Below are 13416 nucleotides of genomic sequence, written 5' to 3'. Positions count from 1 at the left end.
CGAGACTCCGGTACGCTTACGCCCTGACGACCGGATGAAGTCTAGACCAGATGGACACCGGTCGCGCGCGGACGTAGCTCAATGGTAGAGCCCCAGTCTTCCAAACTGGCTACGCGGGTTCGATTCCCGTCGTCCGCTCTCATGCTGAAGGCCAGGTCAGCCCGTACGGGTTGCCTGGCCTTAGTGATCTTTCAATTCTTTTGCGATCATCCGTGCCGTACATGCGCCGTCGGCTGTGTTCGATCTTGGATCGGGTGCTGTCCGGAAAGCCTGGCCGAGTGCTTCGCGATCACCTGATCCCGGTCTTGGATGGCATGCGGGTAGATCAACGCTGCACCAGTGGCCCATGCGTGTCATCGGCTCCTTGAGGCTCGCCCCGTTGGCAGCCGCAAGGGTGTTCCCGACGTGGCGTAGGTCATGGAAGTGGAGGCGGGGCAGCCCGACCGCCGTACGGGTCTTGTTCCAGGTCCGGGGGAAGCTGGAACGCCGCAGGCGAGCCCCCATCGGCCCGAGGAAGCCCCATCCGTCCGCCGCCTTGTCTGGGTAGCGCTCGACATGCTCACGAAGCTGGGGGAGCGGCGCGCCGCGCCGCCGGACCGTACGGTGCCGTCATGGACGGGTCACCTCATGTCACAGACGAAGAGCCTTCCGACTGCCCTGCATGCGGAGCCGGACCGGAGCAGTCCACCGACCCAGACCGCATGTGGACCAGCGTCTGCTATTGCGGGCATCCGAGGTTCTGGGACTACAAGCATCGCGATGGCACCTGCCCGTGCATCACAGGCTCGTGAAACAGACGTCTCCGGCGGAGGGCCGCCAGCTCCGGGATGATCGCCGCGTGACCCGTGGGTTCGTGGCTGGTTGAGGTGGAAGCCTGATCTTCTCGTCCGCCATCGACCTGGCCCAGGCCCGTTGCCCCTTCGGGGGACGACGGCAGACGGGAAGATCAGGCAGGGGAGAAGCGCGCGGGGCCGTGCCTACTCGCTGAACAGCACCCAAACGGCTGAGAGACGGAAACCGCAGCTGGTGAACGGCCGGGCAAGACGAGAATGCATGAATGCAGACAGCCCCGTGGATGGTCCTCATCGGTCCGGCCGCAGCAGGAAAGAGCACACTCGGTGACGGACTGGCCTCAGCGGCAGGAAAAGGCTTCGTCGACGTTGACGCACTCGGCGAGACCTATTACGCCGAGGTGGGATGGAGCATGGACAGGCTGCGTGACCGCATCCAGGCCGTGGGCCGAGTCGCAGCCGAGCAGGAGTGGGAACCCGCGCGCGCTCATGCCGTGGAACGCATTGTCGCTGACCACCCGGACGCGATCATCTCCCTGGGGGCCGGCCACAGCTACTACACGCGATCCGAACTGTTCCAGCGTGTTCAAACCGCGCTTCGCTCTGTCAACCATGTGGTGCTTGTGCTGCCCTCCCCTGACCTCGAACGATCCGTCCAGGTACTGCGGCAGCGCAGCCTCGCCACGAAGGGAACCGACTGGATCAGCAGGGACGGGTACGACTTCCTCCGTCAGTGGGTGCACAACACGGGGAATCACGCTCTCGCGACGACAGTCCTCCACACTGAGGGAGAAGAACCCGGACAGAGCATCCGTCGCCTCATGGCCATGTGCGACTGATCTCAGATGGTCGGATGGAACCAAACGTCTGCCGCACTCATACCACTCTCACGATCGCCTGATGGCGGCTGATCTCCATAAGGCCAGGTCACCGGATGCCCGGAGACCTGGCCTTATGGCTGTCCCAGAAACTTCATGATCTTCTGTGCCCGACGGCTTTCACGCCCGTCGGTCTCGGCGATCGCCTGTCCGCGCCGCCCGGCTCAGTAGAGGGCCTTCATCGCGGCCCGCACCTCCATGAGGGTGGTCTCGGCGATGGCGGTGGCCCGTTCATTGCCGTCATGCAGCACCCGGCGGATGTAGCCGCGGTCTTGGGCGAGCTGGGAGCGTCGCGCGCGGATGGGGGCCAGGTAGCCGTTGACCGCCTCGGTGACGGTGGCCTTCAGCGCGCCGGCTCCCCGGCCGCCGATGTCGCCGGCCACCTGGTGAGGGTCGCGATCGAGGCACAGCGCGGCTAGCAGCACCAGGCTGGAGACCTCGGGGCGAGTGGCGGGGTCGTAGGTGATGTGGGGGTCGGGGTCGGTCTTGGCGCCGCGGATCAGCCTGGCGGTCTCGTCGGCGGTCGCGGCCAGGGCGATGGCGTTGCCCCGGCTTTTGCTCATCTTGGTGCCGTCGGTGCCGAGCAGCAGGGGGGCCGCCGACAACAGGGCTTCGGGCTCGGGGAACACCGGATTCCCGACATCGCCGTATCGGTTGTTGAAGCGTCGCGCGATGGTACGAGTCAGTTCCAGGTGGGGCAACTGGTCCTGCCCGACCGGAACGAGGTTGGCCTTGCAGAACAGGATGTCCGCGGCCTGGTGAGCCGGGTAGGTGAACATCAGCCCGCTCACGGCCGACTGCCGGGAGTGGGCGATCTCGTCCTTGACGGTGGGGTTACGGCCGAGCTCCGCCACCGAGATCAAGCTGAGGAACGGCAGCAGCAACTGGTTGAGCGCCGGGATCGCACTGTGGGCGAAGACGGTGCTCCGCTCGGGATCGACGCCGACGGCCAGGTAGTCGAGCACCAGGTCCTCCACGTGGCCGGTGAGCCGGTCGGCGACGTCGCGGTCGGTCAGGACCTGGTAGTCCGCTATGAGCACCATCATCTCCACTCCCAGGTCCTGCAGGCGGACGCGGTTGTGGAGGGTGCCGAAGTAGTGGCCGAGGTGCAGTCTGCCTGTCGGGCGGTCCCCGGTCAGCACGCGGAACCGCTCGGGATGCTCGCGGATCAGTTTCTCCAGCGCGGCGCTGCGACGCTGAGCGGCGGGTACGCCGAGCTCGTCGGAAACGGCGGAAGGTCCGGCCGGCGGGGTGGTGGCGAGGCTCGTGGTCATGTGGGTTCTCCTTTTCGGCAAGTGGTCCGCCGGTTCTGATGGCGACCCCTTGTCCAGGGAGAACTCAAAAGGGCCGTCCATCCGAACGGCCCGGTCGTGCGCAGGAAGTGGCCGCTCCTATGGGGAGCGCCACCAGCTGAGACACGACAGACGATGCATGACCATCAGCGTAGCCCCATCCCGGAACGGGGAGGAGGGCCCTGCCGGGCGGCTTTGTCCCAAGGTCGTTCCAAGCGGTCAGCCGTCGGCGTCGCGCCCGGGCACCGCATGTCCGGGCACCGCATATCCGGGCACCGCGTACCCGGGCACTGACGGCCAGCGGACGGTGAGGACCACCGACTCCTCCTCGGCGTACCAGGAGTGGTCGACGCCACGGCCCCAGACGACGTAGTCGCCTCGCTCGGCGAGCAGCACGCTGCGTCCGGGGAGCTCGACCCGGAATCGGCCACTGATCAGCAGCAGAAGTGCCGTGCGGCTCTCGCCGGTGACCCATCGCGCGCGCTCGTCGCCGCGCGGATGCACGCCCCACTTGATCTCGACGTCCTCGCTGTGCCGGACGTCGCCGACCGGCTTGAAGTGCCCGAGCAGCCAGCCCCGATCACCGGCCGCGTCCACGCCCGCGTTCCCGACGTACACGTCCTCCGCCACGAGCCGCGACGCTACCACCGCACTCCGGCGCACCCGCCGAACCCCTGAGCCGCCGGCCGGCGAGACGCCGTGCCCGGCGGGCCGGTCAGGCTTCAGGCGCCGGTGCGGAAGAGGGCCCAGACGGCTTTGCCGCCCTCGTCCAGAGGGTCCCAGCCCCAGGCCTGACTGTAGGTCTCCACGATGTAGAGCCCGCGCCCGTGCTCGGAGACGAAGTCCGGCTGTACGGGGACGGGGACGCGGTCACTGGGATCGGAGACCGCCAGGACCACGTGCGGTGCCACTCGGAGCAGCATCAGCGTTATCGGCAGGTCCCGGACCGCCGGATACAGAGAGTAACGGACCGCGTTGGTCACGAGTTCCGAGACGACCAGCGTGGCGTCGTCGGCCAGTTCGGGGAGGCCCCACTGACGCAGGGTCGACCGGGTCACGTCCCGCGCGGTCTTCACCGAGTCCGGCTGGGGACGGAGGGCGCATGTGGTCGTGCCGGTTACACCTGCCTGCCTGCGGAACCAGCTGAATCCCACCTCGCGGGTCAGCTGGCCGGTCGGCTCGGGCTTCTCCGACATTCCGCCCGTACCTCCCGTTGGCCCGACATGATGGCTGGTGCACATTTGGCCCAATATGCACCAAGCCATGATGGAACACTCCGTTGCTCCGCTGCAAGACCCGGATGCACGTGCAGTCGGTGTGTGCAGAAAGTCCTGTCCGTGCCCTGGAGTGCCATGGACAGCTCGAACAGACCTTGTCATCGGAGCCGGAAGTGGTGACACTGTGTGGGCTGGGGGATGCCGTGCGGTCGCCGTGCGGTCGCCGCGCGGTCGTCTCCGGCGGCGGACAGGGCCGAGTCGAGAGGGAGGCGTCGTGATGCAGATCCAAATCGGATCAGGTCCCACGGCCCTCCGGATCCTCCTCGGCTCCCAGCTGCGCAAGCTCCGCGAGAACAAGGGGATCAGCCGTGACGAGGCCGGTCACCACATCCGCGGCTCCGAGTCCAAGATCAGCCGGATGGAGCTCGGCCGGGTCGGGTTCAAGGAGCGTGACGTCGCCGATCTCCTGAGCCTGTACGGCGTGGAGGACGAGGAGGCGCGCACGGTCGTGATGAGCCTCGTCGACCGGGCGAACGAGCCTGGTTGGTGGCAGCGGTTCAACGACCTGCTTCCCTCGTGGTTCCAGGCGTACGTCGGGCTGGAGGAGGCCGCCGAGCGCATCCGCACCTATGAGGTGCAGTTCGTCCCCGGCCTGCTGCAGACGAAGGAGTACGCGAGGGCGGTCATCACGGCGGGCGCGGTCGGCGCGGCGCCGGAGGAGATCGCCCGCCGGGTCGACCTGCGGCTGGCGCGCCAGCGCATCCTGGACGGGGAGGGCAGCCCGACCTTCTGGGCGGTCATCGACGAGGCGGCGCTGCGCCGCCCGATCGGCGGCGTGGAGGTCATGCGCGGCCAGATCCAGCACCTCATCGACCTGATGAACCAGTCCAACGTCACCATTCAGGTGATTCCATTCAGTTTCGGGGGACACGCCGCCGAAGGCGGCGCGTTCAGCATCCTGCGTTTCGCCGACCGCGAGCTCCCCGACATCGTCTACGTCGAGCAGCTCGCCAGCGCCCTCTACCTCGACAAACGCGAGGAAGTGGACCGCTACAGCGAGGTCATGGAGCGGCTCTGCGCGGTCAGCACCACGCCCGCCGAGACCGTCGACCTCCTGCGCGAGATCATGAACGACCTGTGATCCGTCGCTCCCAGCCGCCGCTCTGCTCTAGACTGCCCTTGGCGCTGGACACCCGCCGCAGTTGAGCATGCCCTGACAGGTCGCGTGCCAGACGAGTGGCGATCCGTGTGCCTTTCACGTGGGCGCGGCGCGCGTTATGCCGCGGTTGCCGTGCACGACGCGCCCGCGATCACCAGCTGCTGGATCAAGGAGACCACCCCGTGAAGACCGCTGTCGAGGAGCTCAGCCCTACTCGGGTCAAGCTCACCGTCGAGGTGCCGTTCAAGGAGCTCGAGCCCAGTCTGCAGGCCGCGTACAAGAAGGTCGCGCAGCAGGTCCGGGTTCCCGGCTTCCGTCCCGGCAAGGTGCCGGCCCGCATCATCGAGCAGCGCTTCGGCCGCGCGGTGGTTCTCGAGGAGACCTTGAACGACGCGCTGCCCAAGCTCTACGGCCAGGCCGTGGACGAGACCGAACTGTTCCCGGTGAGCCAGCCGGAGATCGAGGTCACCAAGATCGAGGATGGTGAGCAGGTCGAGTTCACCGCCGAGGTGGACGTCCGTCCCGCCTTCGACATCCCCGACTACGAGGGCGCCGAGATCGTCGTGGACGCCGCCGAGGTGAGCGACGAGGACATCGACGGCCAGCTCCAGGCCCTGCGCCAGCGCTTCGCCACGCTGACCGGCGTCGAGCGCGCCGCACAGGACGGTGACTACGTCGTCATGGACCTGCGCGCCGAGATCGACGGCCGCAACCTGGACGAGCAGCAGGCCGCCGACGTGTCGTACGAGGTCGGCGCCGGCTCGGTGCTCCAGGGCCTCGACGAGGCGCTGCGGGGCATGTCCGCCGACGAGGAGAAGACCTTCCGCACCACCCTGGTCGGCGGTGAGAACGCCGGCGAGGAGGCCGACGTGATCATCAAGGTCAAGTCGGTGAAGGAGAAGGTGCTTCCCGAGCTGGACGACGAGTTCGCCCAGCTCGCCAGCGAGTTCGACACGCTCGACGAGCTCTCCGGCAGCATCCGCGAGCAGGCCCGCCGCAACAAGCTGGTCGACCAGGTCATGCAGAGCCGCGAGAAGGCCCTCGACGCGCTGCTGGACAGGATCGACATCCCGCTGCCCGAGAGCGCCCTGACGGCGGAGATCGACGCGCGCAAGCACAACCTCGAGCACCAGATCTCCGAGAGCGGCCTCAGCCGCGAGGCGTACTTCCGCCTGCACCAGACGAGCGAGGAGGAGCGCTTCGCGGAGTTCGAGGACACCGCCGCCAAGGCGCTCAAGTCCGGCTTCGTCCTCGACAAGATCGTGAAGGCGGAGGACATCGGGGTCAGCGAGCAGGAGCTCACCGACTTCGTCGTCCGCCGTGCCATGCAACTCGGCGTCGCGCCGAACACGCTGGCCCAGCACCTGGCCGACAACAACCAGCTCACGCTGGCGATGATGGAGATCGTCCGGGAGAAGGCCAAGACGGTCATCGGCGACGCCGCGAAGGTGAGCGACGAGGCCGGCAACGAGGTCGACCTCCAGGCCATCTACGCCGAGCTCAACCCCGAGCAGGAGCAGGTCGGCGCCGAGGAGGCCGGCGTCGAGCCGGTGAAGAGCTAGATTCCCCGGTTCCGCGTGAAGCATTCCGTCGCGCCTGCCAGGTGATCGGCCCGGCGGGCGGGCGTTTACGGAAAACCCCCGGCGCACTGTGACGCACCGGGGGTTTTGCCGTTCCATTTCTCTATATCAGTGCAAATTCTCGGCAACGCGGATCGCGCTGTGATCGCCGTACGGCGCCCACCTGGTCGTTCGCCACGCGCGGACACCCGCCACGACGGCGGATCCGGCGCCGGGCGCCGCCCCGCGCGGCCACGCTCCGAACATGCGCCGTCAGCGAACAGTACGGCGAGGAGGCATGACCTGTCTGCGGCGCGCGTTAAGGTCACAAGCAATGACACTCGATTACGACGCATCGGAAGGTGACGCTGTGACCAGCCCGCCGACCTTCTTCCCGCCCGCCGGTTCCGGCTTCGAGGCCCGCAATCCTCAGGAGGGGCCCGGCCGTCTCGAAGACCAGCTCTACCAGCGGCTCCTGCGCGAGCGCATCGTCGTCCTCGGCACGCAGGTCAACGACGAGGTCGCCAACCGGCTCTGCGCCGAGCTGCTCCTGCTCGCCGCGGACAACCCCGACCGCGACATCTGGATGTACATCAACTCCCCCGGCGGCTCGGTGACGGCCGGCATGGCGATCTACGACATGATGGAGTACGTTCCCAACAACGTGTGCACGGTCGCGATGGGCCTGGCCGCGTCGATGGGGCAGTTCCTGCTCTGCGCGGGGGCGCAGGGTAAGCGCTACGCGCTTCCGCACGCGCGCATCATGATGCACCAGCCGTCCGGTGGCATCGGCGGCACCGCCGCCGACATCGCCATCCAGGCCGAGCAGATGCTCTACGTGAAGAAGACCCTCGCGGAGCGCATCGCCCACCACACGGGGCAGCCGCTCGACCAGATCGAGCGCGACTCCGACCGCGACCGCTGGTTCACGGCCGAGGAGGCCAAGGACTACGGCTTCATCGACCACGTCGTGCGCAGCGCGCGTCAGGTGCCCTCCGAGGGCGCCGTCTCATGAGCGGAGCTTCCAAAGTGAGCGAGCTGATCGGGCCGGGAGACATCAACGGCCGCTACGTTCTGCCCTCCTTCGTCGAGCGCACGTCGTACGGCGTCAAGGAGATGAACCCGTACAACAAGCTGTTCGAGGACCGCATCATCTTCCTCGGTGTCCAGATCGACGACGCCTCGGCGAACGACGTGATGGCACAGCTGCTGACGCTGGAGTCGCTGGACCCGGACCGCGACATCAGCATGTACATCAACTCTCCGGGTGGGTCGTTCACCGCGATGACCGCGATCTACGACACGATGCAGTTCGTCCGTCCCGAGATCCAGACGGTTTGCCTGGGCCAGGCGGCCTCCGCCGCCGCAGTCCTGCTCGCGGGCGGCACGGCGGGCAAGCGGTTCGCGCTGCCCAACGCCCGCGTCCTGATCCACCAGCCCTACACCGAGGGTGGCGGCCAGGGCAGCGACATCGAGATCCAGGCTCGTGAGATCCTGCGCATGAGGTCGCTGCTCGAGGAGATCGTGGCGAAGCACTCGGGCAAGGACCCGGCCGACGTGCGGCGGGACATCGAGCGCGACAAGATTCTCAGCGCCGACGAGGCGAAGGCGTACGGGCTGGTGGACGACATCATCCCGTCGCGTAAGAAGCGCGCCGCGGCGATCGCTTCCTGAAGGAGTTGCCGCACCGGAACGGTGCCCAATTGGGCACGTTCCGGTGCGACTCACCGCTAGGGGGCTCACTGAGGGCCCGAGAGACGGTAACGTCGAAACCTGAGCGGGATGACGTTTTCGCACCGAGCACAACCGGTTGCGGACGGAAGCGACCGCGGCAGCAGGGCGGTCCCACGCAAAGGAGTATCTGGGGTGGCACGCATCGGCGACGGGGGAGACCTGCTGAAGTGCTCGTTCTGCGGCAAGAGCCAGAAGCAGGTCAAGAAGCTCATCGCCGGACCAGGCGTCTACATCTGCGATGAGTGCATCGATCTCTGCAACGAGATCATCGAGGAGGAGCTCTCCGAGTCCTCCGAGCTCAAGTGGGACAACCTCCCCAAGCCTCGCGAGATCTACGAGTTCCTGGACGCCTACGTCATCGGGCAGGACCAGGCCAAGAAGGCGCTGTCGGTCGCGGTGTACAACCACTACAAGCGCGTCCAGTCGGGCGAGCGCGGCCGGGACGACGGCCTGGAGCTCGCCAAGTCGAACATCTTGCTGCTGGGCCCCACCGGCTCCGGCAAGACCCTGCTCGCGCAGACTCTCGCCAAGATGCTCAACGTCCCGTTCGCCATCGCGGACGCGACGGCGCTGACCGAGGCGGGGTACGTCGGCGAGGACGTGGAGAACATCCTCCTCAAGCTGATCCAGGCCGCCGACTACGACGTCAAGAAGGCCGAGACCGGCATCATCTACATCGACGAGGTCGACAAGATAGCCCGCAAGAGCGAGAACCCGTCGATCACCCGCGACGTCTCGGGCGAGGGCGTGCAGCAGGCCCTGCTCAAGATCCTTGAGGGGACGACCGCGAGCGTGCCCCCGCAGGGCGGCCGCAAGCACCCGCACCAGGAGTTCATCCAGATCGACACCACGAACGTGCTGTTCATCTGCGGCGGCGCCTTCGCCGGCCTGGAGAAGATCGTGGAGTCGCGGGTCGGCAAGAAGGGGATCGGCTTCAACGCGATCATCCGCTCGAAGGAGGAGTCGAACTCCTCCGACATCTTCTCCGACGTGATGCCGGAGGATCTGCTGAAGTTCGGCATGATCCCCGAGTTCGTCGGCCGGCTCCCCGTGGTCACCTCGGTGCACAACCTCGACCGGGAAGCGCTCATCCAGATCCTCACCGAGCCGCGCAACGCGCTCGTCAAGCAGTACCGCCGGCTGTTCGAGCTCGACAACGTGGAGCTCGAGTTCAGCGACGACGCCCTGGAGGCCATCGCCGACCAGGCCATCCTCCGCGGCACCGGCGCCCGCGGCCTGCGCGCCATCCTGGAGGAGGTCCTCCTCTCGGTGATGTACGAGGTGCCTTCGCGGCAGGACGTGGCGCGTGTGGTGATCACCCGGGAGGCCGTGCTCGAGCACGTCAATCCCACCCTCGTTCCGCGCGACCAGCTCCAGGCCAAGCAGCAGCGCACCCCGCGGGAGAAGTCGGCCTGATCTCGCAGGGATCTCATAGGGATCTCGCAGGGCCCCGGCCGTACACGCCGGGGCCACGCCGGACGGCTCACCGGCTCGGGCGCACGCCGACGTCCCTAGAATTGGGCATCATGACGACGCCTGAGCTGCCTACCCAGTACGCCCCTGCCGACGTCGAGACCCGGAGCTACGAGCGCTGGGTATCGGCCGGCTACTTCACCGCGGACCCGGGCAGCGGGCGAGAGCCGTACAGCATCGTGCTTCCCCCGCCGAACGTGACCGGGTCGCTCCATGTGGGGCACGCGCTCGACCATTCGATCCAGGACGCGCTGACCCGCCGCGCCCGCATGCGCGGCATGGAGACGCTGTGGCTGCCCGGCATGGACCACGCCGGCATCGCGACGCAGAACGTCGTCGAGCGTGAGATCGCCAAGGACGGACTGTCCCGCCACGACTTCGGGCGGGAGGCGTTCGTCGAGCGCGTCTGGCAGTGGAAGGAGGAGTCCGGCGGGCGGATCCTCGGCCAGATGACGAAGCTCGGCGACGGCGTCGACTGGTCGCGCGAGCGGTTCACCATGGACGAGGGGCTTTCCCGCGCCGTCCAGACCATCTTCAAGAAGCTCTTCGACGACGGGCTCATCTACCGGGCCGAGCGGATCATCAACTGGTGCCCCCGCTGCCTGACCGCCCTGTCCGACATCGAGGTCGAGCACAGCGACGACGACGGCGAGCTCGTCTCCATCCGGTACGGATCGGGCGACGCCGAGATCGTCGTGGCCACGACCCGGGCCGAGACCATGCTCGGCGACACGGCGGTGGCCGTGCACCCCGGCGACGAGCGCTACGCCCACCTCATCGGAAAGGAGGTCGAGCTCCCGCTGACCGGGCGGCGCATTCCGATCGTGGCCGACGAGCACGTGGACCCGTCGTTCGGCACCGGTGCGGTGAAGGTCACCCCGGCGCACGACCCCAACGACTTCGAGATCGGCCGCCGGCACTCGCTGGAGTCCCTGGTCGTCATGGACGAGCGCGGCATCGTCACCGCGCACGGGCCGTTCCAGGGGCTCGACCGCTTCGAGGCGCGGCCCGCCGTGGTGGCGGCGCTGCGCGAGCAGGGCCGCATCGTCGCCGAGAAGCGCCCGTACGTCCACTCGGTCGGCCACTGCTCCCGCTGCAAGACGGTCGTCGAGCCGAGGCTGTCGCTGCAGTGGTTCGTCAACGTCTCGCCGCTCGCAAAGGCGGCGGGCGACGCCGTCCGGGACGGCCGCACCCGCATCCACCCGCCGGAGCTGGCCAAGCGCTACTTCGACTGGGTCGACGACATGCACGACTGGTGCATCTCGCGGCAGCTCTGGTGGGGGCACCGCATCCCCGTCTGGTACGGCCCGGACGGGGAGATGGTCTGCGTGGGCCCCGACGAGCAGCCGCCCGCGGGTTACGAGCAGGACCAGGACGTGCTCGACACGTGGTTCTCCTCGGGCCTGTGGCCGTTCTCCACCCTGGGATGGCCGGACGAGACGCCCGAGCTCGCCAAGTTCTACCCCACCACCGTCCTGGTCACGGGCTACGACATCCTGTTCTTCTGGGTCGCCCGGATGATGATGTTCGGGCTGTACGCGATGGACGGCGAGCCGCCGTTCCGCACCGTCGCGCTGCACGGCATGGTGCGCGACCAGTTCGGCAAGAAGATGTCGAAGTCGTTCGGCAACGTCGTCGACCCGCTCGACTGGATCGAGCGGTACGGCGCGGACGCCACCAGGTTCACGCTCCTACGCGGCGCGAACCCGGGCTCCGACGTGGCCATCAGCGAGGACTGGGCGGCCGGCTCCCGCAACTTCTGCAACAAGATCTGGAACGCGACGCGGTTCGCCCTGATGAACGGCGCCGTCTCCGACGGGCTGCCGCAGGAGCTCACCGCCGCCGACCGGTGGATCCTGTCGCGCCTCCAGGCGGTCGCCACGTCGGTCGACGCGGCCTTCGAGGAGTTCGAGTTCGCCAAGGCGTCCGACGCGCTGTACCACTTCGCCTGGGACGAGGTCTTCGACTGGTACGTGGAGCTCGCCAAGGTCCAGATCGCCAGAGGCGGACCGGTCGCCGAGAACACCAAGCGGGTCCTGGGCCACGTCTTCGACGGGCTGCTGCGGCTGCTCCACCCGCTGGTGCCGTTCGTCACCGAGGAGCTGTGGCGTGCCCTCACCGGCGGCGAGTCCATCGTGGTCGCCCCCTGGCCGGCCGTCCCGGATGAGCTGTCCGATCCCGCGGCGGAGCAGGAGATCGCCTCGCTGCAGGAGCTGGTGACGGAGGTGCGCCGGTTCCGCTCGGATCAGGGGCTCAAGCCCGGTCAGCGTGTCGCAGCGCGGCTCTCCCTGCCCGGTACGGCTCTCGCGGCGCACGAGGAGGCGATCCGCGTCCTGCTGCGTCTCGACGCGCCCACGGAGGCCTTCAGTCCCACGGCGCGGCTGACCGTGGGCCCGGTGGCCGTGGAGATCGACACAGCGGGGGCGATCGACGTGGCGGCGGAGCGGAAGAGGCTGGAGAAGGACCTCGCCGCCGCCCGCAAGGAGCAGGCCCAGGTCACCGGGAAGCTCACCAACGAGCAGTTCATGGCGAAGGCCCCGGAGGACGTCGTGGTCAAGGTGCGGCGGCGCGCCGAGCAGGCGGCGGAGGACATCGCCCGGCTGGAAGGCCAGCTCGCGGCCCTGCCGGCCTGACCTGGCGTCCCCTGCCCAGGTGGACCTTGCTCGGGCGGGACCCTGCTCGGGCGGGACCCTGCTCAACAGTCCAGCTCGGGAGGCTCTGGAGGCCTCCGCCGGCTCCCCGGCGTTGCCGGCCCGGGTCATGGAGGGTTCCCGTCGGCCTCCCTGCCCGGGCGGCCCTGCGCAGGGCAAGGAGGTCTTCGCCGGCTTCCCGGCGTCGCCGTCCAGGCTCGGGACATTAAGGGGAGCCCGTGAGGTTTGGGGTGGTGCCGGGGAGGGAAGGCTTGCTAAGTTGCGGAAGTTGTCCTCGGCACCCCCCGACGGGTGCTAGTCTTCCTTCACGCGGGAAAGCGCGGCGTGCCTCGACTCCTTCAGGGGAAATCGGCTGCTAGGCTTCCCGCTACTCCCTCTTTTTCCGCCTTATTTCTGAGCGTCCTGTCGCGATTCGACGGGATGTCCGACTTGAGGTAAATTAGAGGGGTGCTTCGGAAACGAAGTAGTCGCGATTCCGGTTAAGCATTCGGGATTTCGCTGCAAATCAACTCGCTGGAGATGATTTGACAGAAATCACGGGGCTTGCAAGAATAGCGACAGAACGTGAAACGCCCCGGAGTTCGGGACCTGGTGACGGGTTCAGGGTGATGGTGGTCGCGTCCGTTTCTTGAGAACTCAACAGTGTGTTAAAAGCCAGTGCA

At 67.6% G+C, this 13416-nt stretch carries 10 protein-coding genes and 1 tRNA gene; 8 read left to right on the top strand and 3 right to left on the bottom strand.

Going from position 1 to position 13416, the window contains the following annotated elements:
• The first annotated feature begins 67 nt into the window (after positions 1-67).
• Both AB0B72_RS16040 and AB0B72_RS16035 read left to right on the top strand, forming a co-directional pair.
• Positions 68-138, top strand: a tRNA-Gly gene (locus AB0B72_RS16040).
• A 919-nt stretch (positions 139-1057) separates the two neighbouring features.
• Positions 1058-1630 (top strand): hypothetical protein, encoded by a 573-nt coding sequence (locus AB0B72_RS16035; protein WP_367739511.1) that lies wholly within the window; start codon positions 1058-1060, stop codon positions 1628-1630.
• Positions 1631-1833: 203 nt separating this feature from the next.
• Here AB0B72_RS16035 and trpS read toward each other — a convergent pair whose 3' ends face one another.
• The 3 genes from trpS to AB0B72_RS16020 form a co-directional block, all read right to left on the bottom strand.
• Complete coding sequence (trpS, locus tag AB0B72_RS16030) at positions 1834-2943, bottom strand: tryptophan--tRNA ligase (RefSeq protein ID WP_367739510.1); 1110 nt, start codon at positions 2941-2943, stop codon at positions 1834-1836.
• Positions 2944-3180: 237 nt separating this feature from the next.
• On the bottom strand, positions 3181-3591 hold the full coding sequence (locus AB0B72_RS16025; protein WP_367739508.1) for a signal peptidase I: 411 nt from the start codon (positions 3589-3591) through the stop codon (positions 3181-3183).
• A gap of 92 nt (positions 3592-3683) precedes the next feature.
• Positions 3684-4157, bottom strand: coding sequence for an ATP-binding protein (locus AB0B72_RS16020; protein WP_367739507.1), 474 nt, complete (start codon positions 4155-4157; stop codon positions 3684-3686).
• A gap of 295 nt (positions 4158-4452) precedes the next feature.
• On the opposite strand from AB0B72_RS16020, the gene AB0B72_RS16015 reads away from it, so the two are divergent.
• The 6 genes from AB0B72_RS16015 to AB0B72_RS15990 all read left to right on the top strand — a co-directional run bounded on the left by AB0B72_RS16015 (position 4453) and on the right by AB0B72_RS15990 (position 12736).
• Positions 4453-5319, top strand: a complete 867-nt coding sequence (locus AB0B72_RS16015; protein WP_367739506.1) for a helix-turn-helix domain-containing protein — start codon at positions 4453-4455, stop codon at positions 5317-5319.
• Between the two features lie 200 nt (positions 5320-5519).
• Positions 5520-6899, top strand: a complete 1380-nt coding sequence (tig, locus tag AB0B72_RS16010; RefSeq protein WP_367739505.1) for a trigger factor — start codon at positions 5520-5522, stop codon at positions 6897-6899.
• A 367-nt stretch (positions 6900-7266) separates the two neighbouring features.
• Positions 7267-7911 (top strand): ClpP family protease, encoded by a 645-nt coding sequence (locus AB0B72_RS16005; protein WP_367739504.1) that lies wholly within the window; start codon positions 7267-7269, stop codon positions 7909-7911.
• Positions 7908-8570, top strand: a complete 663-nt coding sequence (locus AB0B72_RS16000) for an ATP-dependent Clp protease proteolytic subunit (protein ID WP_367739502.1) — start codon at positions 7908-7910, stop codon at positions 8568-8570. The genes AB0B72_RS16005 and AB0B72_RS16000 overlap by 4 nt, the downstream gene beginning before the upstream one ends.
• A gap of 192 nt (positions 8571-8762) precedes the next feature.
• On the top strand, positions 8763-10046 hold the full coding sequence (clpX, locus tag AB0B72_RS15995) for an ATP-dependent Clp protease ATP-binding subunit ClpX (RefSeq protein ID WP_367739501.1): 1284 nt from the start codon (positions 8763-8765) through the stop codon (positions 10044-10046).
• Between the two features lie 110 nt (positions 10047-10156).
• Positions 10157-12736 carry a valine--tRNA ligase gene (locus AB0B72_RS15990; protein WP_367739500.1) on the top strand — a complete coding sequence of 860 codons (2580 nt, stop codon included), beginning with the start codon at positions 10157-10159 and terminating at the stop codon, positions 12734-12736.
• Positions 12737-13416 lie beyond the last annotated feature (680 nt).

It is taken from the genome of Microbispora sp. NPDC049125 (assembly GCF_040802045.1).
Taxonomy (GTDB): domain Bacteria; phylum Actinomycetota; class Actinomycetes; order Streptosporangiales; family Streptosporangiaceae; genus Microbispora.
Note: the sequence above shows the minus strand (reverse complement) of the source record. Positions and strands in the feature narration are given on the sequence as shown.